Origin of the sequence: Pseudomonas gebzensis (genome assembly GCF_034427815.1) — a bacterium.
Lineage (GTDB): Bacteria > Pseudomonadota > Gammaproteobacteria > Pseudomonadales > Pseudomonadaceae > Aquipseudomonas.
In genome coordinates, this window is sequence record NZ_JAXQNS010000003.1 from 1 (window position 1) to 22,106 (window position 22,106).

General features: G+C 65.2%; 19 protein-coding genes. 14 read left to right on the forward strand and 5 right to left on the reverse strand.

Features of this window, described 5'->3' with window-relative positions; translation table 11 throughout:
- The first annotated feature begins 6 nt into the window (after positions 1-6).
- From SJI00_RS06875 to SJI00_RS06885, 3 genes are read left to right on the forward strand one after another with little or no spacing between them, the layout of a single operon-like run.
- Complete coding sequence (locus tag SJI00_RS06875; protein ID WP_322461359.1) at positions 7-747, forward strand: SDR family NAD(P)-dependent oxidoreductase; 741 nt, start codon at positions 7-9, stop codon at positions 745-747.
- 52 nt (positions 748-799) lie between these two features.
- Positions 800-1,759 carry a PDR/VanB family oxidoreductase gene (locus SJI00_RS06880; protein WP_322460992.1) on the forward strand — a complete coding sequence of 320 codons (960 nt, stop codon included), beginning with the start codon at positions 800-802 and terminating at the stop codon, positions 1,757-1,759.
- A gap of 11 nt (positions 1,760-1,770) precedes the next feature.
- Complete coding sequence (locus tag SJI00_RS06885; protein WP_322460993.1) at positions 1,771-2,268, forward strand: flavin reductase; 498 nt, start codon at positions 1,771-1,773, stop codon at positions 2,266-2,268.
- A gap of 10 nt (positions 2,269-2,278) precedes the next feature.
- On the opposite strand, the gene SJI00_RS06890 is transcribed toward SJI00_RS06885, so the two are convergent.
- Complete coding sequence (locus SJI00_RS06890; RefSeq protein WP_322460994.1) at positions 2,279-2,758, reverse strand: MarR family winged helix-turn-helix transcriptional regulator; 480 nt, start codon at positions 2,756-2,758, stop codon at positions 2,279-2,281.
- 209 nt (positions 2,759-2,967) lie between these two features.
- Between SJI00_RS06890 and SJI00_RS06895 the strand changes: the two genes are divergently transcribed.
- The 11 genes from SJI00_RS06895 to SJI00_RS06945 all read left to right on the forward strand — a co-directional run bounded on the left by SJI00_RS06895 (position 2,968) and on the right by SJI00_RS06945 (position 15,576).
- A complete protein-coding gene (locus SJI00_RS06895) occupies positions 2,968-4,107 on the forward strand; it encodes an amidase (RefSeq protein WP_322460995.1) in 1,140 nt (379 codons plus the stop codon).
- Positions 4,104-4,622 (forward strand): nuclear transport factor 2 family protein, encoded by a 519-nt coding sequence (locus SJI00_RS06900; RefSeq protein ID WP_322460996.1) that lies wholly within the window; start codon positions 4,104-4,106, stop codon positions 4,620-4,622. The genes SJI00_RS06895 and SJI00_RS06900 overlap by 4 nt, the downstream gene beginning before the upstream one ends.
- Positions 4,623-4,853: 231 nt before the next feature.
- Positions 4,854-6,095 (forward strand): MFS transporter, encoded by a 1,242-nt coding sequence (locus SJI00_RS06905; protein ID WP_322460997.1) that lies wholly within the window; start codon positions 4,854-4,856, stop codon positions 6,093-6,095.
- A gap of 221 nt (positions 6,096-6,316) precedes the next feature.
- The gene (gene feaR / locus SJI00_RS06910; protein ID WP_322460998.1) at positions 6,317-7,216 is read left to right on the forward strand and encodes a transcriptional regulator FeaR; all 900 of its coding nucleotides are present in this window, start codon (positions 6,317-6,319) and stop codon (positions 7,214-7,216) included.
- Between the two features lie 275 nt (positions 7,217-7,491).
- Complete coding sequence (locus SJI00_RS06915) at positions 7,492-8,421, forward strand: helix-turn-helix domain-containing protein (RefSeq protein WP_322460999.1); 930 nt, start codon at positions 7,492-7,494, stop codon at positions 8,419-8,421.
- A gap of 282 nt (positions 8,422-8,703) precedes the next feature.
- Positions 8,704-9,840: an ornithine cyclodeaminase family protein gene (locus SJI00_RS06920; RefSeq protein ID WP_322461000.1), complete on the forward strand. Its 1,137-nt coding sequence runs from the start codon at positions 8,704-8,706 to the stop codon at positions 9,838-9,840.
- A 76-nt stretch (positions 9,841-9,916) separates the two neighbouring features.
- Positions 9,917-10,294: a Rid family hydrolase gene (locus tag SJI00_RS06925; RefSeq protein ID WP_416221012.1), complete on the forward strand. Its 378-nt coding sequence runs from the start codon at positions 9,917-9,919 to the stop codon at positions 10,292-10,294.
- Positions 10,295-10,337: 43 nt separating this feature from the next.
- Entirely contained in the window at positions 10,338-11,633 is a 1,296-nt protein-coding gene (locus tag SJI00_RS06930; RefSeq protein ID WP_322461002.1) for an NAD(P)/FAD-dependent oxidoreductase, read from the forward strand.
- Between the two features lie 149 nt (positions 11,634-11,782).
- The gene (locus SJI00_RS06935; protein WP_322461003.1) at positions 11,783-12,769 is read left to right on the forward strand and encodes a zeta toxin family protein; all 987 of its coding nucleotides are present in this window, start codon (positions 11,783-11,785) and stop codon (positions 12,767-12,769) included.
- 187 nt (positions 12,770-12,956) lie between these two features.
- Positions 12,957-14,747, forward strand: coding sequence for a thiamine pyrophosphate-requiring protein (locus tag SJI00_RS06940; protein WP_322461004.1), 1,791 nt, complete (start codon positions 12,957-12,959; stop codon positions 14,745-14,747).
- Between the two features lie 79 nt (positions 14,748-14,826).
- Complete coding sequence (locus SJI00_RS06945; RefSeq protein WP_322461005.1) at positions 14,827-15,576, forward strand: FadR/GntR family transcriptional regulator; 750 nt, start codon at positions 14,827-14,829, stop codon at positions 15,574-15,576.
- 352 nt (positions 15,577-15,928) lie between these two features.
- On the opposite strand, the gene SJI00_RS06950 is transcribed toward SJI00_RS06945, so the two are convergent.
- The 4 genes from SJI00_RS06950 to kdgD form a co-directional block, all read right to left on the reverse strand.
- On the reverse strand, positions 15,929-17,509 hold the full coding sequence (locus SJI00_RS06950; RefSeq protein ID WP_322461006.1) for an aldehyde dehydrogenase (NADP(+)): 1,581 nt from the start codon (positions 17,507-17,509) through the stop codon (positions 15,929-15,931).
- Between the two features lie 31 nt (positions 17,510-17,540).
- Positions 17,541-19,094 (reverse strand): galactarate dehydratase, encoded by a 1,554-nt coding sequence (garD, locus tag SJI00_RS06955; RefSeq protein WP_322461007.1) that lies wholly within the window; start codon positions 19,092-19,094, stop codon positions 17,541-17,543.
- Positions 19,095-19,174: 80 nt separating this feature from the next.
- Positions 19,175-20,539, reverse strand: coding sequence for an MFS transporter (locus SJI00_RS06960; protein WP_322461008.1), 1,365 nt, complete (start codon positions 20,537-20,539; stop codon positions 19,175-19,177).
- Between the two features lie 104 nt (positions 20,540-20,643).
- Entirely contained in the window at positions 20,644-21,555 is a 912-nt protein-coding gene (kdgD, locus tag SJI00_RS06965; protein ID WP_322461009.1) for a 5-dehydro-4-deoxyglucarate dehydratase, read from the reverse strand.
- Positions 21,556-22,106 lie beyond the last annotated feature (551 nt).

The following is a 22,106-nucleotide window of genomic DNA, read 5'->3' on the forward strand; positions in this document are numbered from 1 at the left end:
CTGATCATGAAACAGATTGCACTCGTCACCGGCGCCGCGCAGGGGCTTGGCCAGCGGTTCTGCCAGCGCCTGCTGGCGGCAGGCTTCGATGTGGTCGTCACCGACCGCGACCTGGCCGCCGCCCAGGCCACTGCCCGTGAACTGGACGGGCAGGGCGGCAACACCCTGGCGCTCAAGCTCGACGTCGGCATCAAGGCCGATTTTCAACACGCCCTGGCCCAGGTGCTGGCGCACTTCGGCGCGCTGCACGTGGTGGTCAACAACGCCGCCGTGACCAAGACCACCCCGCTGATGCAGATCAGCCCGGAAGAATTCGACGCCGTGGTCGGCCTGAATCTGCGCAGCGTGTTCCTCGGCTGCCAGGTGCTCGGCGCACAGCTGGCCGAAGCGGGCTACGGGCGGATCATCAACCTGGCCTCGCTGGCGGGGCAGAACGGCGGTACCGCCACCGGCGCGCATTACGCCGCGAGCAAGGGCGCGATCATCACGCTGACCAAGGTCTTCGCCAAGGAATTGGCCAGCCGCGGCGTCACGGTCAATGCCCTGGCGCCTGGACCGATCGACTCGCCAGCGGTGCGTGCCGCGGTGCCGGCCGAGCGCCTGCAAGGACTGCTGGCAAACATTCCCGTGCAACGCCTGGGTGACGCCGATTTTCTCGGTGACCTGCTCGTGCAACTGGCGCGGCCCGAGGCCTACTTCACCACCGGGGCGACCTGGGACGTGAACGGCGGCCTGTTCATGCGTTGATCCATTTGCGCAGGCCGCGCGCCGGCCTGCGATGATCCAGGGGACACCCGCCATGCAAGAAACACTGTTGAACGTCATCGTGCGCAAGCGCGAAATCCAGGGGCACGATGTGGTCGTGCTCGACCTGGCCCGAGCCGACGGCGCATCGCTGCCGGTGTTCGAAGCCGGCGCCCATGTCGATGTGCACCTGGCACCCGGGCTGGTGCGCCAGTACTCGCTGTGCAGCGACCCGGCCGATGCCTCGTCGTACCGCCTTGGCGTGCTGAAAGACCCCGCCTCGCGCGGCGGTTCGAGCCACGTCCACGATGCCCTGCTCGAAGGCCGTGAACTGCAGATCAGCGTACCGCGCAACCTCTTCCCCCTGGCCAGTGCTGCCCAGCGCAGCCTGCTGCTGGGCGGCGGCATCGGCATCACGCCGATGATCGCCATGGCCCACGCGTTGCATCGTCAGGGCGCCCATTTCGAGCTGCACTATTGTGGCCGTGCGCGTGCCCGCAGCGCCTTTCTCGAGCAGTTGGCCGGCGCGCCCTTCGCGGACCGCGTGCACACCCACTTTGACGATGAGGCCCTGGCCCAACGGCTGAACCTGCCCGACGTCCTCGGCCGCGGTACCCGCGGCACGCACCTCTATACCTGTGGCCCGGCCGGCTTCATGGACTGGGTGATCGAAGGCGCACGCCAGCAGGGCTATGCCGAAGACCACATCCACAAGGAATACTTTCAGGTCGAGGTCGATGCCACTGGCGGGGCCTTCGAGGTGGTGGCCGCGCGCAGCAACAAGACCGTGCAGGTCGCCGAGGGCCAGAGCATCCTCGAAGCGTTGGCGACGGTGGGCATCACTGTCGAGATTTCCTGTGAGCAGGGGGTGTGTGGCACCTGCCTGTGCGATGTGCTCGAAGGCGAGCCCGACCACCGTGACGTGTACCTGACCGATGACGAAAAGGCCGCCAACGACCAGATGCTGGTGTGTTGTTCGCGGTCCAAATCCCCCAAGCTGGTTCTGGATATCTAAGGAGCATGACCATGGTTGATGTCACCCATTTTCGCAACGCAATGGCCATGCTCGGTGGCGCTGTATCGGTCATCACCACCGAGGGTCAGGCCGGGCGCGGCGGCTTCACCGCCTCGGCGGTGTGCAGTGTGACTGACTCACCGCCCACCTTGCTGGTGTGCATGAACCGCGCCTCGCACTCCAATGCGCAGTTCAAGGCCAACGGCGCGTTGTGCGTGAACGTGCTGGCCGGCACTCACCAGGAGCTGTCCGGGGCCTTCGCCAACCGCGCGCTGAGCATGGATGAGCGCTTCGCCAGCACTGACTGGACCACCCTGGACACCGGCGCGCCTGCCATGCTCGACGCCCTGGTGAACTTCGACTGCCGCATCGCCCAGGTGCATGAGGTGGGCTCGCACAGCATCTTCTATTGCGAGATCCAGGCGATTCGCCAGGGCAGCGCGGATGACGGGCTGGTGTATTTCAACCGCGCCTACCACCGCCTCTGCGAAACCTCAAAAGCCTGCTGAGCCCGCAGGCTCAGAGGGTTTCCAGGTTGTGGAAGACCGTCTCGAGCATGCGGTTCAGGCGTTGCACCTGGGCGTCGGTGAGGCCCTTGAAGCTGCGCTGGAACAGTTCATGGGTCACCGCCTGCATACGCGCGATGTTCTCCAGCCCCTTGTCGGTGATGCGCACCTGGGTGACCCGGCCGTCCTCGGCGCTCTGGCCGGTGTCGACCAGGCCGTCGTCCTTCATGCGGTAGACGATCTTGGTGATGGTCGAGAGCTTGGCGATGGCGTGGGTGGAGATTTCCGAGATGCTCGATTCGCCGTTCTCGTTGAGGATCCACAGCACCCGCCAGCGCGGCACGTCGAGGTCGACTTTCTTCAGCAGGCGTTCCATGTTCTGGGTGTAGCGGCCGTGGGTGCGGGCCAGCCAGTAGAAAGGAAAATCTTCCTTGCGAAAGGCGCTGCTGGCTGGGTCGTGGTGGCTGGGGGCCTTGCTTTTCGGGGTGGTCATCAGAGGTGGACTACTTGTGCGGAAATAGTCGCGACATGATAGACGTTTCACGCAAGTTGAACATCGTCTGAATGCACGTTGGCAGTGCCTGTCCGGCCCAGTCCGCGCCTTTTATGCGCTGGATCATTCAATTGACATTTCACGTTTCTTCGCCGACCTTTCCCATGCGGCGCGAGGCCACTTTCCAACCTTCAATGAGGTGTACAACAATGACAATCCTCCTCCAGACCCTGGCACTCGGCGGCGATGGCCCGCGTGTGGTGATCAAGGACACCCTCGATGTGGCCGGCACGCCGACCCGCGCATCGAGCCGTGCGCTGGCAGACGCAGCGCCGGCCGAGCACCACGCGGCGGTGGTCAGCCGCGTGCTGGAGGCAGGCGCTCGGGTCACCGGCAAGGTCAGCCTGCACGAACTGGCCTTTGGCACCACCGGCATCAACCACTACACCGGCACCCCGACCAACCCGCGCTTTCCCGGGCGCATTCCCGGCGGCTCGTCCAGCGGCTCGGCGGCGGCAGTGGCGGCAGGGCTGGCCGACTTCAGCCTGGGCACCGACACCGGCGGCTCGATTCGTATACCGGCCTGTTGCTGCGGCGTGTTCGGTTTCAAGCCGAGCTTTGGCCGGGTCAGCCGCGAAGGGGTGATGCCGAGCCAGAGCAGCCTGGACTGCGTGGGCCCGCTGGCGGCCAGCCTGCCGATGCTGATTCGCGCCATGGGCATGATCGATCCGACCTTCATCGCCGCGCCGCTGCCGGACACGGCGCGCGTCGGGGTGCTGGCGGTGAGTGCCGCGCCTGCGGTGCAGCGGGTCATCGACAGCGCCTTGCAGGCCAGCGGCCTGAGCCTGTCGGCAGTGGAACTGGCGCATTTCGACGAGGCATACGCCGCCGGCATGGTGGTGATCAACCGGGAAACCTTCGCTGCCTGCAGCCCGCTGCTGGCCAGCGGCAAGGTCGGTGTCGACATCGCCGCTCGCCTGGAGGCCGCCGGCACCACGTCCGACCAGGCCCTGGCCGAGGCAGAAGCGGTCCGCCAGCGCTTCAGCGCCGCAGTCGACGAGGCGCTGACCCGCGTCGACGTGCTGGCCCTGCCGACCATGCCGGACTTCCCGTTGCGCCTGGAAGACGCGGCCGACACCCGCGCCGTGCTCGGGATGACCGCGCTGGTGCGCCCGTTCAACCTTTCCGGCCACCCGGCCGTGAGCCTGCCGCTGGGCAGCCCCGAAGGCTTGCCGGTGGGGCTGCAACTGGTCGCGGCCAAGGGCGCCGATGCACAGCTGCTGGCAGTGGCTGAACGGCTGTTGCTCAACCTCTGTTCAACGCCGCTGCAGGCCGGGGGTGCGGCATGAGCGAACTGGCCGAACTGCAAGCGCGCGTGCAGGCGTTCGAGGACCAGCAGGCGATTGGCGTGTGCATCAACCGTTACATGGCGCTGTGCGACGCGCTGGACGCGGACTCGCCACTCGATGAGCTGGCTGGGCTGTTCACCGAAGACGCACGCTGGGAAGGCAAGGGCGCGCGCTACGCCGAAAGCTTTGGTGGCTATGTGGGTCGCGACGCGATCCGCGCGATGTTCGCCACGTACATGCGCACCCCGGCGCACTTCGCCTTGAACGTGCACTTTCTCACCAGTGAAGTCATCGACGTGGTTTCGGCCGAGCGCGCCCAGGGCCGCTGGCTGATGCTGCAGACCAGCACCTTCGCCGACGGGGGCTCGCACCTGAACGCCGCGCGCCTGGACATCACCTTTGCCAAGCACGATGGCCACTGGCGCATGGCGCATTTCCAGACGGAAAACCTCTTCAGCCGGCCGACCAGCGCCTGGAACGACCAGGCGCCGCTGCCGGTCCCCGGACAGCGCTGAGCGGGCGCCACTGCCTGGGGTGGCGTGGGCAGTGCCTGCGTCGCTCAGCGGCAGTGGCAGCCAGGCACCGCCAGACGGTCGCGCTTGGCAGCGGTGGCCAAGTGTCGGGCAAGCAGACACATGTCAGCGCTGGCCAATCGCCGCACACTGAGGCGGTGATGATGACCGCCGCCGCGCGGTCATCGCCTGGAGATGGCCCGCTTGCGTGCAGCAGACCGGGCCGTTGCCTGAATGAACCACGACAAAAACAACAAGGGTCTGGGTATGAGCTCGAGCAAGGCGAATCCAATCGACAAGGTCTCGGTGTATGTCGCCGCCGGCCTGGTGTCTGGCGCAGGTGCGCTGCTGTTGAACGTGTTGCCACTGCTGTTCGGCGCCTTGGCGGAGAAGTTCGGCCTGGGCGAGAACCAGCTGGGCAACCTGGCCCTGGCGATGAACCTGGGCTTTGGCCTGCTCGGTTTGGCCTCTCTGCTGTGGGTGCGGCGAGTCAGCTGGCGGTTGATTGCGGCGCTGTCGTCGCTGCTGGTGATCGCCATGGTGTTGTACGTGGTCAGCGAGCCGACCTTCGAGTCGCTGTTCGTGATCATGGCCCTGGCCGGTGCGGGCACCGGCGCGCTGTACGCGCTGGCAATGACCATCTTCGGCGACAGCGCCCAGCCCGAGCGCGCGTTCGGCTTCAAGCTCGGCCTGGAAACGGTGCCTGGGGCCACATTGCTGGTGCTGCTTCCAGTGGCGGTGATGCCGGTATGGGGCTTTCACGGCATGCTGCTGACCATCGCCCTGGCCATGCTGCTGACCGGTATTGCGCCGCTGCTGTGGGTACCTGCGCGCAGCGCGCGCGTGGTCGAGGCCAGCCGTGCGTCGGGCCAGGCCAGTGCCGCGCGCCGGCCGATCGTCTGGCTGAGCCTGGTGGCCAGCCTGGTGTTCCTCACCGGCATCATGGCGGTGTGGGCGTTTCTCGAACTGATCGGCAAGAAGACCGGCCTGTCGGGTGACACCATCGGCGCGGTGCTGGCGGTGGGCTTCATCATCAATGCCGGCGGCGGCTTCATGGCCTCATCCATCGGCTTGAAAGCCGGGCGCTTCGTGCCGCTGGCGGTCATCATCCTGGCCCAGCTGGCGGGCCTGGTGCTGCTGGCCCAGTTCGGCTCGTTCGCCACCTATGTGATCGGCGCCGTGCTGTTTCTGTTCTCGATCAACTTCGTACTGGCCTACACCTTCGGGATCATGGCCGAGTTCGACGTGTCGGGAAAACTGGTCGCCCTGGGCGCGCTGTGCTTGTCAGCGGGTGCGGCGTTCGGGCCGGCGATCAGTGGCCTGCTGATCGAGCAGTTCGGCTACACGGCGGCGTTCATCTTCTCCGGCGCTTGCTCGGTGCTGGCGTTGATCGCCTACGGCGCGGCGGTGCTGCGTTCGCAGCAGTTGCTGCGGCGTGAGCAGGATGCCGGCGGCCTGGTGCTGTCGCGGCTGTAGTTATCTGCCCGGGCAGGGCCCAGCAGCGCTTGCCTGGTGTTGCGGTCAGGGACCGCGCAGGTGGATCGCTGGCGTTATGCCAACCCCGGATCGTCCGCTTGCGCTGCGCGTGCAGCGAGTTGGCCCGGTCCCTGCTTGAGGCTTCATGTGACAGGGTTTTGTTACCCAAAATCACGTGAAATGCGCACTATTCTGGGGCGCATGCTTGCCGGAGATGCGCCATGAATGGTCAGGCCCTCGCTACTTGGAACGCCCGCGTGCACAGCGTGTGCGGACGTTTCGAGACCCGCTATGAGCACTGCCAGAGCCTGTTCATCGGTGAGCTGCAGCACACCGTGCTGGGCGCCACCGAAGTGGCTTACATCCGCAGCAATGCTCAGGAGATCACGCGTTCCACGCGTGCCAGCCAGGCCTACCCCGACCCGCACTGTTTCCTGGTGTTACAGCAGCACGGCGAGATGCAGGTGGAGCTGGGTGATCGCGTGGTGCACCTGCGCGAAGGCGACCTGGCCCTGCTCGACGGTGAGGCGGCGCTGAAGATGGTGCCCAGGGGCTTGTTCAGCCACGTTTCAATCCACTTGCCCAAAGTACGCCTGGCGGGCCTGGGGCCTGAGCGTTTCGGCAAATTGTCCACCGCCGGGGCTTGCGGCCAGTTGCTCAGTACCCTGGTGCGCCAAGTGGCGGCCGGCGAGCTGAGCCAGTGGGCCTGCGCCGAAGACGGCGAGGGCTTGCAGGAGGCGTTGCTGGCGCTGCTCGCTCCGGTGCTGCAATACCGCGCCGGTGACCACGGCGCGGGCCTGCTCCTGCATGAGGTGCACGCGTTGATTCAGCAACGGCTCGATTCCGTGCGCCTGACCCCGGCCGGCCTGGCAGAGGAACTGGGCATTTCCAGCCGCCAGCTGTACCGGTTGTTCGAGGCCCGTGGCGACAGCGTGTGCCGTTACATCCTGCGTGAGCGCCTGGCCAAGGCTGCGCAAGACCTGCGCAACCCAGCCTGCGCGCACCGCTCGATCACCGACATCGGCGCCGCCTGGTGCTTTGCCGATTCGGCGCATTTCTCCAAGGCGTTCAAAAAGCACACCGGGCTGAGCCCGCGGGACTATCGCGGCGCGCGCCATTGAATGGCCTTGGGCGGTACGGGTGCCCTTACGGGGCCATAGGAAACACCTGAACCGTGCGGTAACGCTCAGGGCGCCTCGGCGCAGCGCCGTCCCCCGCGGCGTCGCAGCTTCATGCCCTGAGCAAGGCGGCGTACACACTGATGGCAAGGTGCTGGCCAAGGCCTCTGGCGTCGTCAATCCGATTCGCGCACGAGCGCAGCCTGTGCCGGCCGCCCAACTGGCATGAAACTCGCTTACACATCCTGAAATATTTTCATACACACGGACGCCGCGCCATGTACACCGCCACCGCACATTTCGACGATGTCCATCTGCATGCCGGTGCGATTCAGGGTTGGCAGCAAACCTACGACCAGCTCAGCGAGGGGCATCCGCACACGTTTCTGCGTCATGTCACGGGCGAGCGCTTTCAGGTGTTCCAGGAAGCCCTCGACACGCGTGTGGTGCAGCGTGGCAAGGCACCGCATGGGCGCTTGTGCCTGGCCATGTCGCTGGGCAGCGAGGTCAGTGGGCTGTTTCAGGGCCAGGCGCTGGGGGGCGAACAGGTGTCGTTGCTGCGCAGTGACGAAGACTTTTTCGTCCAGGCCGAACAGGGCATGCGCCTGCTGGCAATCACCGTCGACGTGGCGCGCTTTGCCAAGCTGGCGGCCTATGAGCTGACCGATGAGCAATTGCGCCGGTTGTCCCACAGCAGCCGCCTGCACGTGCCTGCTGCCCGCCTGCAGCGCGCGCGCCAACGGCTCTTGCAGGTGCTTGCACATCCCGACCCAGGCGCCGCCGAAGCCTGGCTCGAACAGCAGGTGCTGGAAGCGGTGCTGGAGGTGTTGGGGCAGTCCGAAGACGTGACGCGCAGCCGCAGCGGCAACAAGGCGGTGGGCGCCTATCTGGTGCGCCGCTGCCAGGAATTGGTGCTGGAATGGACCGAGGAGCCGCTGGGCATTCTGCAACTGTGTGAACAGCTCAAAGTCAGCCGGCGCACCTTGCAGAGCGCCTTCCACGATTCCACCGGCATGCGCCCGGTGGAATACCTGCGCGCGGTGCGCCTCAACGAAGCGCGGCGGCGCCTGCGCCACGCCAGCGAGCCGTCGACCACCGTGTCGCGGGTGGCCAATGACCTGGGCTTCAGCCACCTCAGCCACTTTGCCGTGCACTACAAGAAGTTGTTCGGCGAGCGACCCTCGCAGACCCTGGGCGCATGTTCCTAGCTCCCCCACGCACCTGAGCCCGCATCGCGGGCCCGTTCAGCACCGCGCCCGCGCCATCGCAACCGCTGATGCCCGCGGGGTCAAGGCCGCTGCAACCGATGCGCATCCACCTCGCCCGCCATCACTGCCAATTCGGGATAGCTGGGTAATACACCCCTCCCTATGATCGGACGCAGTAAGTCGATAAGTGTGTTTACGCGACCTGTCGACACTGCGTATCGCCGAAGGGGCCATTGTTGTAACAGGCCCGTTTAATGTCCGACGTTCGGAGCCTGGCTGAGCATGAATAACAATACTAAGATCGATTTTATCTACTTGTCCGAACAGGACATGATCCGCGCCGGTGTTACCGACATGCTCGGTTGCGTCAATACCATGGAAGAGATGTTCGGCCTGTTATATAGCGGCGACTACCGCATGGCCGGGCCCAACAATGATTCCCACGGCGCCATGGTGATCTTCCCAGCCGACTCACCCTTTCCGAACATGCCCAAACCCACTGCCGACCGCCGCATGATGGCCATGCCGGCGTACCTGGGTGGCAACTTCTGTACTGCCGGAGTCAAGTGGTACGGCTCGAACATCGCCAACCGCGAAAAGGGTCTGCCGCGCTCGATCCTGATGTTCACCCTGAACGATCCGGACACTGGCGCGCCACTGGCGCACATGTCGGCCAACCTGCTGTCGGCCTACCGTACCGGGGCCATTCCTGGCGTGGGCGCGCGCCACCTGGCGCGCAAGGATTCCAAGGTCATTGGCCTGCTTGGCCCGGGGGTGATGGGCAAGACCACCGTGGCCGCGTTCATGGCCGTGTGCCCGCAGCTGGACACCTTGAAAATCAAGGGCCGCGGCGAGAAAAGCCTGAGCACCTTCATCGAGTGGGCGGGCGCAACCTACCCGCAGCTCAAGGTGATCGTGGTCGACAGCGTCGAAGCGCTGGTGCGCGACTCTGACTTGGTGACCTTCTGCAACTCCTGTGCTACCGGCGACGTCAGTGCCTACCCGGTGGTCGAGCGCGCGTGGGTCAAGCCCGGCGCATTCCTGGCCATGCCCGCGGCCTGCAACCTGGACCGTGGCATGGAAGGCGACGACATACGCAAAGTGGTCGACAACACCGGCCTGTACGAGGCCTGGCATGAAGAGCTGCCCAAGCCCGGTCACCGGCATGTGCCACTGCTGGGTGTGCGCTTTCTCGACATGGTCGATGAAGGATTGTTGAAGTCCGAACAGATCGAAGACCTGGGCAAGATCATTGCCGGCGATGCGCCTGCGCGCACCAATGAGGAAGAAATCATCGTGCTGTCCGTCGGCGGCATGCCGGTCGAAGACGTCGCCTGGGGCACCGTGGTGTATCGCAATGCAGTGGCGCGAAACATTGGTGTGAAGTTGAACTTGTGGGATGTGCCGGTCTTGAGCTGAAGCACTTTCATCAATAATAAGGAGTTGCCCCGTGACCCATGTCGTCAAAGTCAAAACCGGTTCCAAGTATGAAGAAATGGGCAGTTACTCGCGGCTGGTGGCCGTGGACGACTGGATCCATGTCTCCAATACGGCCGGCCGTCATCCGCAGACCAAGGAAATCTCCGACGACCTGATCGAGCAGACCCATCAGGTATTCGCCAACATCGAAGCGGCGCTGGCCGCCGTCGAGGCCACCTTGGCCGATGCGGTGTGCTCGCGGGTATTCATTCAGAACCCGGCCGATGTGGCGCAGGTGATGGGTGTGGTAGGCGAGAAATTTCGCGGTATCGACCCGGCCACCACGGTGACCTGCCCGCCGCTGGGTTCGACGGTGTACAAGGTCGAGCTTGAGGTGACCGCCTACCGCGGTGCTTCCCGTGCGCAGGTCACGCGGATCGACCTGGGTCAGTAGGCCCAACGCATCGCCTTTTCTTTTCTTCATCGAGTGTCCCGACATGGCCCCGACCATTGCGCCCGTGCGCACTGCGCAACAACTGCCCCACGAGACCCAGGTGGTGATCATCGGCGGCGGTATCATCGGCCTTACAGCGGCGTTGGCCTTGAGCGAGCGCAACATCCCTGTGGTGGTGCTGGAAAAAGGCCGCATTGCCGGCGAGCAGTCGTCGCGCAACCTCGGCTGGGTACGCAAGACCAACCGCCATGGCCACGACATTCCCCTGGCCCAGGCCGCCGACCGGCTGTGGGCCGGCATGGCCGAGCGGGTCGGCGCTGACGTTGGCTACCGCCAGGCCGGCATCATGTTCCTGGCGCGCAATGAGGCGCAGATGGCCATGCACGAAGGCTGGATGCAGAGCGTGGAGGGGCTGAACCTGGATTCGCGGCTGCTCAGCCGCGCCGAGATCGAGCAACGTGTACCGGGCGGTCGCGAGCCGTGGACGGGGGCCATCTACACCGGCTCCGATGGGCGTGCCGAGCCGACCCTGGCTTCCAGCGCCATCGCCACGGCGGCCATCGCCAAGGGCGCGGTGATCATCGAGGGCTGCGCGGTGCGTGGGCTGGTGAAATCGGCCGGGCGGGTCAGCGGTGTGCTGACCGAAGCGGGCGAGGTGCGCTGTAGCCAGGTGCTGCTGGCCGGGGGCATGTGGTCGCGGCGTTTCCTCGGCAACGAGGGCGTGTCGTTGCCGACCCTGCCACTGATCTGTTCGGTGCTGCGCACCGCACCCATGGAGGGGCCGACCGACATCGCCGTGGGCGCGCCAGACTTTTCCTTCCGCAAACACATCAATGGCGGCTTCATCATTACCCAGCGTGGCGCGCTGGATGCCTCGCTGACCCTCGATCATTTCCTGCTGGCGCGCCAGTACCTGCCGGCCCTGCGCGCTCAGCGCAGCTTCCTGCGGGTCAACGTGGGCCGCGACCTGTTCACCGACCTGGCCATGGCGCGGCGCTGGAAGCCTAGTGATGTGACACCCTTCGAGCGCATGCGCGTCAGGGACCCGCAAGCCAACCCCAAGCTCAACGAGGAGGCGCTGCGCAACCTGCGCGCGGCGTGGCCGGTGTTCGAACAGGCCAAGGTCGAACAGGCTTGGGCGGGCACCATCGACATCACCCCCGATTCAAACCCGGTCATCAGCGCCGTGGCGAAGATTCCCGGCCTGACCGTGGCCACCGGTTTTTCCGGTCATGGCTTCGGCACCTCGCCGGCGGCCGGGCAGCTGGCAGCGGATCTGGTCTGCGGTAGCGCGCCGATCATCGATCCGGCGCCGTACGATTTCGCGCGATTTGCCTGAGCCCGCCAGTCGACGTCCAGTGCCGGCGAGGGAGGGTGCCCTAACCGGTATAGGTCGCCCCCCGGTCGCTATTAGCTACCACTGAGCCTGCGCCCGGGACGCCTAGAGTGGTGCCGCCACTTTCGGCCCAGACTCAGGAATCACCCACCATGAGCACCCTGTATTCGTTCACCAGCGCTGATGTCGATCACGCGTTCGCCACCCTCAGCGAAACCCTCTTCAACACCACTCGCACTGCGCCCTGCGCCACGTGTGCACCCACCCCGAGCATGCTGATCATCGCGGGTGCCCAGGGCTCGGGCAAAACCTACCTCCTGGATAACACCCTGGTGCCCAGTGGCCGCTATGACAACTTCGTTCGTTTGTACCTGCCGGATTTTCGCAAGCTGCACCCGCAGTACGCGGCGATGAAGGTGCATGGCACCTTGCATGTGTACGAACACACCGAGGCGTTCGTCTGGGCACTGGGTGGCCGGGTGTTCAGCCATGCCTTTGCACAGCGATTCGACATCATCATGGAAACTGCCCTGGACAGCCCGCAGTTCGCCAGCTTCCCGCCCATGGCCGTGGAGCAAGGCTACCAGTTCGAGGTGCACATGATTGCCTGCCAGAAGGAGTTCAGCCATTGGGCGACCCTGGAGCGCGGGGTCAAAAGTCTGCAGAACGATGAGCTTGAGCGTTTTGTGCCGCTGTCCAAGATCGAAGCCTCACAGCTCAATGCCAAGGCCATCCTCGATGCGTTCGAGGAGGCCTGCACCCGTGCGCCGGGGTCGCAGATCACGCTGTATCACCGCGGCTTCGATACCGCCCTGCAAAGCCGCCCGCTGTGCCACAGCCAGTGTCTGGCAACCTCGGAACTCGAGCCCCAGGCGGACTACCGCGGCCAGCCTTTCGTGCGCCTGCCGCAGCTCAATCCATCGTTCGAAATCCGCCGCACCTTGGAGGCCAACTCGCCCTGTGCCTATCCCCAGTACGCCCAGGTGGTTCACGCCGGGATCATCGAGCCGGCCGAGCGTGAGCAGATGGTGCAAAGCTGCTGCAAGAGCCTTGCCCGGGCACAGGCGCAGATGCCCAAGGTGCCCGCCGAGGTGTTCCGTGCGTTGAGCCTGTATGTGCTGAAGTACGTGTATCCCTGACCCCTGGTGGTCGGGTCTGCGGGCAAGCACTGGGCCTGCCCGCAGGCACCGGCCTTCATCCCGGCCACGCCGGTCTGGACCAGGCCGTTGTCATCGCCGCCTGGAATTTCTCTGAACACCCCCGCCCACGGCCCGGTCACACCCTTCACGTACTCCCTTGCACACGCGAACCCAGAGGACTTGGACAATGACCATCACGGTAGGCGACTTCCTGATCGAACGGCTCAGCCAGTGGGGGGTGACGCGCATCTTCGGCTACCCCGGCGACGGCATCAACGGTGTGTTCGGCGCGATGCGCCGGGCACCGGGCAAGATCGAGTTCATCCAGTGCCGGCACGAGGAGATGGCCGCGTTCATGGCCAGCGCCCACGCCAAGTTCACGGGCGAGCTGGGCGTGTGTATCGCGACCTCCGGCCCTGGGGCCTCGCACTTGCTCACCGGCCTGTACGACGCGCGCATGGACCATATGCCGGTGCTGGCCATCGCCGGCCAGCAGGCGCGTACCGCCATGGGCGGGCACTATCAGCAAGAGCTGGACCTGACCTCGATGTTCAAGGACGTGGCCGGTGCCTTCGTGCAGCAGGCCGCTGACGTGTCGCAGGTGCGCCACCTGGTCGACCGCGCCGTGCGGATTGCCGTAGGGGAGCGCCGGGTGACCGCGCTGATCCTGCCCAACGACCTGCAGGACCTGCCCTACGAAGAACCGGCGCGGGCTCACGGCACGGTGCATTCGGGCGTCGGCTACAGCCGGCCCAAGACCGTACCTTATGAAGCGGACCTGGAGCGCGCTGCCCAGGTGCTCAATGAGGGCAAGAAGGTCGCGATTCTGGTCGGCGCCGGAGCCTTGCACGCCAGCGAGCAGGTGCGCGCCATTGCCGAGAAGCTCGGCGCCGGCGTGGCCAAGGCGCTGCTGGGCAAGGCGGTGCTGCCCGATGACATCCCGTGGGTGACTGGCAGCATCGGCCTGCTTGGCACCGAGCCGAGTTACCAGATGATGGAGGAGTGCGACACGTTGCTGATGATCGGCTCAGGCTTCCCCTATGCCGAGTTTCTGCCCAAGGAAGGCCAGGCCAGAGGCGTGCAGATCGACATCAGCCCCGGCATGCTCAGCCTGCGCTACCCGATGGAGGTGTGCCTGAGCGGTGACTCAGCCGACACCCTGGCCGCGCTGCTTCCGCTGCTCGAACGCAAGAGCGAGCGCAAGTGGCAGCAGAAGATCGAACGCTGGCGCGCAGCCTGGGACCGCAAGCTGGACAAGCGCGCGATGGTCAGCGCCGACCCGATCAACCCGCAGCGCGTGGTGCACGAGCTGTCGGCGCAGTTGCCCGACGCCTCGATCATCACCAGCGATTCGGGCTCGTGCGCCAACTGGTTCGCGCGCGACCTGAAGATCCGTGAAGGCATGATGTGCTCGCTGTCGGGTGGCCTGGCCTCGATGGGCGCCGCGGTGCCCTACGCCATCGCCGCCAAGTTCGCCCATCCTGAGCGGCCGGTTATCGCGCTGGTGGGCGATGGCGCCATGCAGATGAACAACCTCGCCGAGTTGATCACGGTGGCCAAGTACTGGAAGCAATGGGGTAACGGTCGCTGGATCTGCGCGGTGTTCAACAATGAAGACCTCAACCAGGTGACATGGGAGCAGCGCGTCATGGAGGGCGATCCGAAATTCTCGGCGTCCCAGGACATCCCGGATGTGCCGTATCACCTGTTCGCCATTTCCATCGGCCTGAAGGGCATCTTCGTCGACCGCGAGGAAGACGTCGCCGGCGCCTGGGAAAAGGCCCTGGCGAGCGATGTGCCGGTGCTGATCGAGTTCAAGACCGACCCTGACGTGGCGCCACTGCCGCCGCACATCAAGCTGGAGCAGGCGAAGAAATTCACCTCCTTCCTGCTCAAGGGCGATCCGAACGAAGTCGGTGTGATCAAGCAGACCGCCAAGCAGATTCTGAGCAGCGTGCTGCCGGGCAAGAAGGCGTGAAGGATCGCGTCCAGCACATGTGATCGTACAACTGCTTGGGTTATGATGACGCCTATTTTTCGAGGTGAAAAAACAGGCCATGACAGAGCAGCAGGTACAGCCGAGGGCCCGGCGCAAGCCACGCAGTCTGGCTCAGGAACTGGTCACGGTGCTGACTGAGCGCATTCGCAGCGGCCAGCTGAAGCGCGGCGACAAGCTGCCGACCGAATCGCAGATCATGGTCGAGGAGGGCGTCAGTCGCACAGTGGTGCGTGAGGCGATCTCTCGGCTGCAGGCGGCGGGGCAGGTCGAGACGCGCCATGGCATCGGCACGTTCGTGCTCACGGCATCGCCGACCGGGGGGTTGCGCATCGACCCCGCGACGGTGGTGACCTTGCGCGAGGTGCTGGCGGTACTGGAGCTGCGCATTGCCCTGGAAGTCGAGTCGGCGGGCCTGGCAGCGCAACGGCGCAGCGATGATGAGCTAGCCGGCATGCGCGCAGCGCTCGATGAGCTCAACGAAGGTGCCGCGCATGCTACCGACGCGGTGTCGGCAGACTTCCAGTTCCACCTGCGCATTGCCCAGGCCAGCGGCAATCACTATTTCGCCGACATCATCGACCACTTGGGCACCAGCATCATTCCGCGAACCCGCGTGAATTCGGCGCGCCTGGCGCACGATGACCAAGCCCACTACATGGGGCGGCTCAGGCACGAGCATGAAGCGATCTACGAAGCCATTGCCCGGCAGGATAGCGAAGGGGCAAAGATGGCCATGCGCATGCACCTGAGCAACAGCCGTGAGCGCTTGCGTCAGGTCCATGAACAGGCCGAAGCGCAGAAGGCGTGAGCGACATTTGAAGCCCTACCCACGCCACGTGTGTGCGCCAGCATGAGCGTTCAGGCAAGCCCGGTCTGTAGGAGCGCCTATTGCCGCGATGGCCGGCGCAGCCGGCCTGACTCGGGTGTTGCGCGATGACGGTGGATCGCGGTGGCAGCCTTGGGTCGGCTTTGCCGCCCATCGCGGCAGTAGCCGTTCCTACACGACTGGCGTATTAGCTGAACTTCACACGTTCCGGGAGGAGCGGCCGGTCCGGCATTTCGGTCAGCCGCGATGGGCTGCAGCGCAGCCCAAGCGATATCAACTCAGCCCAACCGGACAGGACGACCGCACGTGCGGGGCTCCGAGGTTTCCAGGTTGTTTAGAGTGCGCCTTCGCTCCACTGGCCGTTGACGAGGCGACGCAGGCCGAGCGGGTTGCCGTCACGCAATGCCTCGGGCAGCAGCGTCTGCGGGTAGTTCTGGTAGCACACCGGGCGCAGGAAACGGTCGATGGCCAGCGTACCGACCGAGGTGCCGCGCGCATCCGACGTGGCCGGGTACGGCCCGCCATGGACCATCGCGTCGCACACTTCCACGCCGGTCGGGTAGCCGTTGACCAGAATGCGGCCGACTTTGTCCTCCAGCAGCGGCACCAGCCAGGCAAACGTCTCGAAGTCTTGCGGCTCGCCAATCAGCGTCGCGGTCAGTTGGCCGCGCAGGCCCAGCAGCGCATCGCGCAGTTGCGCGTGGTCCGTGACCTCGACTGCCACGGTGGCAGGGCCGAAGACTTCTTCCTGCAGCAGCGGGGCGGCCTCCACCAACAGTTGTGCATCGGCCTTGAACAGCTGAGCCCGGGCCTGGCTGCCTTCCTGGGCCTGGCCGGCCAAGTGCTCGATACCCGGGTGGGCGTGCAGGTGCTCCAGGCCGCCGACATAGCTGCGCAGGCCACCGGCATTGAGCAGGGTCTGCCCGGCCTGCTGGTCCAGGTGCTGGCCAAGGTCGGTGAGCAACCGGCTGTATTCGGCCGATTGCAGGCCAATCAGCAAGCCAGGGTTAGTGCAGAACTGGCCGGCACCCAGGCACACGGAGCCGGCCAACTCACGGGCGATGGCCTCACCCCGCTTGGCCAGGGCGCCGGGTAGCACGATCACCGGGTTGATGCTGGACATCTCGGCGAACACCGGGATCGGCTGCGCACGCTCGGCGGCCATGCGGCACAAGGCGTCGCCGCCCTTGAGCGATCCGGTAAAGCCGACCGCCTGGATGGCCGGGTGCTTGACCAAGGGCTCACCGACGCCTGCGCCGTACACCATGTTGAACACACCCTGGGGCATGCCGGTGCGCTCGGCGGCGCGCTGAATGGCGCAGCCGACCAGGTCGGCGGTGGCCATATGGCCGCTGTGCGCTTTGAACACCACCGGGCAACCGGCGGCCAGCGCTGCGGCCGTGTCGCCACCGGCGGTGGAGAAGGCCAGGGGGAAGTTGCTGGCGCCGAACACGGCAACGGGGCCGACGCCAATGCGCATCTGGCGCAGGTCCACGCGTGGCAGCGGCTGGCGCTCGGGCAGGGCCAGGTCGATGCGGGCGCCGAGGAAATCGCCACGGCGCAGCACATCGGCGAACAAGCGCATCTGGCCACTGGTACGGCCCCGCTCGCCTTGGATACGGCCAGCCGGCAGGGCCGTCTCGCGGCAGACGATGGCGACGAAGGCGTCATCGAGTGCGTCCAGCTCGGCTGCAATGGCGTCGAGGAATTCGGCGCGGCGGGCCGGTTTCAGGGTGCGGAATTCGACGAAGGCGGCCGCCGCTGCCCTGGCGGCCTGATCGACTTCGGCGTCAGTGGCCTGGGCAAAACGGTAGGGCAGGGCCTCGCCGCTGGTGGCGTCCAGGCTCTGCAGGCGTTGTGTGCCAGCGGCGCTGCGCTGGCCGGCGATGAAGTTGTGGCCGAGGATCTCTGGCATGTGGGGCTCCTAAGGGGCTGTCATCGAGGCATCAGGTAATCGGTGCCGGATTGAACAAGGTGATGTCGTTGTGCAGGCGGTGCTGTTCGGCCCAGGGCTGTTTGCGACCGCTGGCGACGTCCAGGTAGTAGTGGAACAGCTCCCAACCCAGCGCTTCGATGCTCGCGCGGCCGCTGGCGATGCGCCCGGCATCGATGTCGATCAGGTCTGGCCAGCGCTGGGCCAGTTCGGTCCGCGTGCAGACCTTGACCACCGGCGCCATGGCCAGGCCATACGGCGTGCCACGGCCGGTGGTGAATACATGCAGGTTCATGCCGGCGGCCAGCTGCAGCGTGCCGCAGACGAAGTCGCTGGCAGGTGTCGCGCAGAAGGTCAGGCCCTTGCCGGTCACACGTTCGCCCGGGCCGAGCACGCCCTGGATGGCGCCGCTGCCGGACTTGACGATGGAGCCGAGGGATTTCTCCACAATGTTCGACAGGCCACCTTTCTTGTTGCCCGGCGTGGTGTTGGCGCTGCGGTCCGCGGCGCCTTGCTCCAGGTAACGGTCGTACCAGTCCATCTCACGCACCAGGGCATCGGCAACCTGCTGGTTTTCGGCGCGCGAGGTGAGCATGTAGATGGCGTCGCGCACTTCGGTCACTTCCGAGAACAGCACGGTGGCGCCAGCACGCACCAGCAGGTCGGCGGCATAGCCGAGCGCCGGGTTGGCGGTGATGCCGGAAAAGGCATCACTGCCACCGCACTGCATGCCGAGGATCAGCTCGCTGGCTGGCACGGCTTCGCGTCGGCGCTGGTCGAGCTTCTTCAGGCGCGTTTCGGCCAGTGCCATGATCTGTTCGATCATTTCCACAAAACCCAGGCTGGCGTCTTGCAAGCGATACAGCCACGGGTCGCTGAGGTCTACCGAGGGGTCGTTGTCGTGCATGACCTGGCCGGCCTGGAGCTTTTCACAGCCCAGGCTGATCACCAGGGCTTCACCCCCCAGGTTGGGATTGCGCGCCAGATTGCGCACGGTGCGGATCGGGATATAGGCGTCGCGGGCGTTGATGGCCACGCCACACCCGTAGCTGTGCGTGATGGCGACCACGTCATCGACATGGGGATACTTGGGCAGCAGTTCGCTGCGAATGCGCTTGACCGCATGCTCCAGCACGCCGGTCACGCACTGCACGGTGGTGGTGATGCCGAGGATGTTGCGCGTGCCGACGGTGCCGTCCGCGTTGCGGTAGCCGTCGAACGTGAACCCCTCCAGCGGCGGCAGCGGTGGCGGGACGGCATCGCAGCGCGGCAGGCTGTCGAGTGCCGGGGCGGCCGGCATGGCGAGCTGGCTCTCCTGGACCCAACTGCCTTGGCGCAGGTCTTCCAGCGCGTGGCCAATGATCTGCCCGTAGCGGCGTACCGCTTCGCCCTTGGCGATCGCCACCGTGGCGACCTTGTGGCTTTGCGGCACCGCTTCGACCAGGGTCAGGCCGTCGGCGAACCGAGCGCCTTCGCCCAGGCCGCCGTCGTTGACGACGACCACGACGTTATCGGCGTCGTGCAGGCGCACGTAGTGTGGCGAGTCGGAATGTTCGATCAACTGCATGGTGGGCCCTACTTGTCAGGTTCTCAGGCTTTTTCTTGTACATCCGCCCGCACCAGATGCTCCGGCGCGGGCATGTTCACTCAGGGACGCGAGCTTGCCAGATCGCCGCCTTCGGCCGCTTCAGGCTGGGACGTGGGGGCCTCTTCGCGCAGCTCGATACGCTTGATCGGGCCGACGATCACCAGGTAGCTGAACACCGCCACCAGCGCGTTGGCACCCACATAGACCAGTGCCCACTTGAACGAGCCGGTGGCACTGATGATGTAACCGATGACGATCGGCGTGGTGATCGAGGCGATGTTGCCGAAGGTGTTGAACAAACCGCCCGACAGCCCGGCGATCTGTTTCGGCGAGGTGTCTGCCACCACCGCCCAGCCCAGCGCACCGATGCCTTTGCCGAAGAAGGCCAGGGTCATGAATCCGACCACCATCCACTCGGCGTCGACGTAGTTGCAGAACACCATGCTGGTCGACAGCATCAGCCCGCAGACGATCGGCAGTTTGCGCGAGAAGGTCAGCGAGTTGCCCCGGCGCAGCAGCCAGTCCGAAATCACCCCACCCAGCACACCGCCGATGAAACCGCAGATCGCCGGCAAGGAGGCGATGAAGCCGGCCTTGAGAATGGTCATGCCGCGTTCCTGCACCAGGTACACCGGAAACCAGGTGAGGAAAAAGTAGGTAATGGCGTTGATGCAGTACTGGCCCAGGTACACGCCCAGCAGCATGCGGCTGGTCAGCAGCTGCTTGATGTAGCCCCATTTCGGACCGTCATTGCCGCGCTTCTGATCCATGTCGACCAGCCCGCCGTTGCGTTCGATGTGATCGAGCTCGGCCGGGCTGATGCGCGGATGCTGCTTGGGGTTGTAGATGGTTTTCAGCCACACGCCCGAGAACACGATGCCCAGCGCGCCCATCACCACGAACACATGCTCCCAGCCGTAGCTGAACACGATCCAGCCCATGAGCGGGGCGAACAAGGCGGTGGCGAAGTACTGCGCCGAGTTGAAGATGGCCGACGCAGTGCCGCGCTCCTGGGTCGGGAACCAGGCCGCGACGATGCGCGCATTGCCCGGGAACGACGGGGCTTCGGCGAAACCAACCAGAAAACGCAGGGTGAACAGGGTCACCACCGCCCAGGCCACTGGCATGCCACCGACAAAGCCCTGCAACAGGGTGAACAGTGACCAGGTGAAGATACTGAAGGCGTAGACGTTCTTGGAGCCAAAACGATCGAGCAGCCAGCCCCCAGGAATCTGCCCAGCCACATAAGCCCAGCCGAACGCGGAGAAGATGTAACCGAGGGTCACGGCGTCGATGCCGAGGTCTTTCTGCAGGCTGGAGCCGGCGATGGCGATGGTGGCGCGGTCGGCGTAGTTGATCGTGGTCACCAGGAACAGCATGAACAGGATCATGTAGCGCACATGCGTCTTTTTGCTCGCTTGCATGCTGGTTGTACTCCCACTAATTATTGTTGTGCGGGCTTATGAGCTGTAGCCGGAGTGTGACAGGCCCACTCCGGGTGCGGCCTCTGGCAGGCCGCAGACTGTGCTTACTGCGGTCCCATCTTGTCCATCAGTGCAGCGAGCATTTCGTACTCTTCGCGGCTGAGGTCGGTAAGTGGGGTGCGCACCGGGCCTGCGTCGTAACCGGCAATTCTGGCGCCAGCCTTGACGATGCTCACGGCGTAGCCGGCTTTGCGGTTGCGGATGTCCAGGTAGGGCAGGAAGAAGTCGTCGATCAGCTTGCCCACAGTGGCATGGTCGTCACGGGCGACGGCGTTATAGAAGTCCATGGCCGTTTTAGGCACGAAGTTGAACACCGCCGAGGAGTACACCGGTACGCCCAGCGCTTTGTAGGCGGCCGCGTAGACTTCGGCGGTCGGCAAACCGCCCAGGTAGCTGAAGCGATCGCCCAGGCGACGGCGAATCGACACCATCAGCTCGATATCACCCAGGCCGTCCTTGTAACCGATCAGGTTGGGGCAGCGCTCGGCCAGCCGTTCCAGCAGGTCTGCGTTCAGGCGGCAGACATTGCGGTTGTACACCACCACACCGATCTTCACCGATTTGCACACGGCTTCGACGTGGGCGGCCACACCGTCCTGGCTGGCTTCTGTCAGGTAGTGGGGCAGCAGCAACAGACCCTTGGCGCCCAGGCGTTCGGCTTCCTGGGCATACTCGATGGCCTGGCGGGTGGCGCCGCCGACCCCGGCGAGGATCGGTACCGAGGTGGCGCAGGTGTCGACCGCGGTCTTGATCACCTGGCTGTACTCGCTCGCGGCGAGGGAGAAGAACTCACCGGTGCCACCGGCGGCGAACAGGGCGCTGGCGCCGTACGGGGCGAGCCATTCCAGACGCTTGATGTAGCCGGCCTGATGGAAGTCGCCCTGGGCGGTGAAGTCGGTGACCGGGAAAGACAGCAGGCCGTGGGAGAGGATGGATTTCAGTTCTTGTGGGTTCATTGTTGTGAGCATCCTGTGGCGCTTGGGTGAAGGTGTCGCTTTTTGTGGAAGGTAAGTTATCGTACAACCTAGTCGATGGCTAGGCGTTTTCCGAGAATTTTTGAGCGTTTTTTGTCGAGCACGCCTGGTGGTGCCCGTGGGCTGAGCTCTAGCACTGTCAGTGCTTGAGCTGAAGTCGTATGATGACTTGGGCCAGAACGGCCGCTTGCAGACAAGCGCTCATCGTTTGGGCAACGCCGGTCAGGGCCAGGCTGACCGGCGCTGACCACAGCCTCTGCCGCATTCGAGCCAACGCCAGGCGCCTGGCGTTGCGCCCGCCGCAACCACGCTCCAGTGTCGCAGCCACTCGTTGCCGGATGCCAACCGCGAGCCTGGGTGTACGTTGCGCCACGGCGATTGGCGGGCAGGGCTGGACCCACCCCGATCCGTGGTCGCTGTGCAGCGATCGTGGGTGCGGCAAGGGGCCGGGGCCAGGCACTTCGCTAGCAGGGGGGCGGTGCGTTTTCACGCGCTGTCGATCACTTGCCTGGCGCTAGCTAGACGCGTTCCGT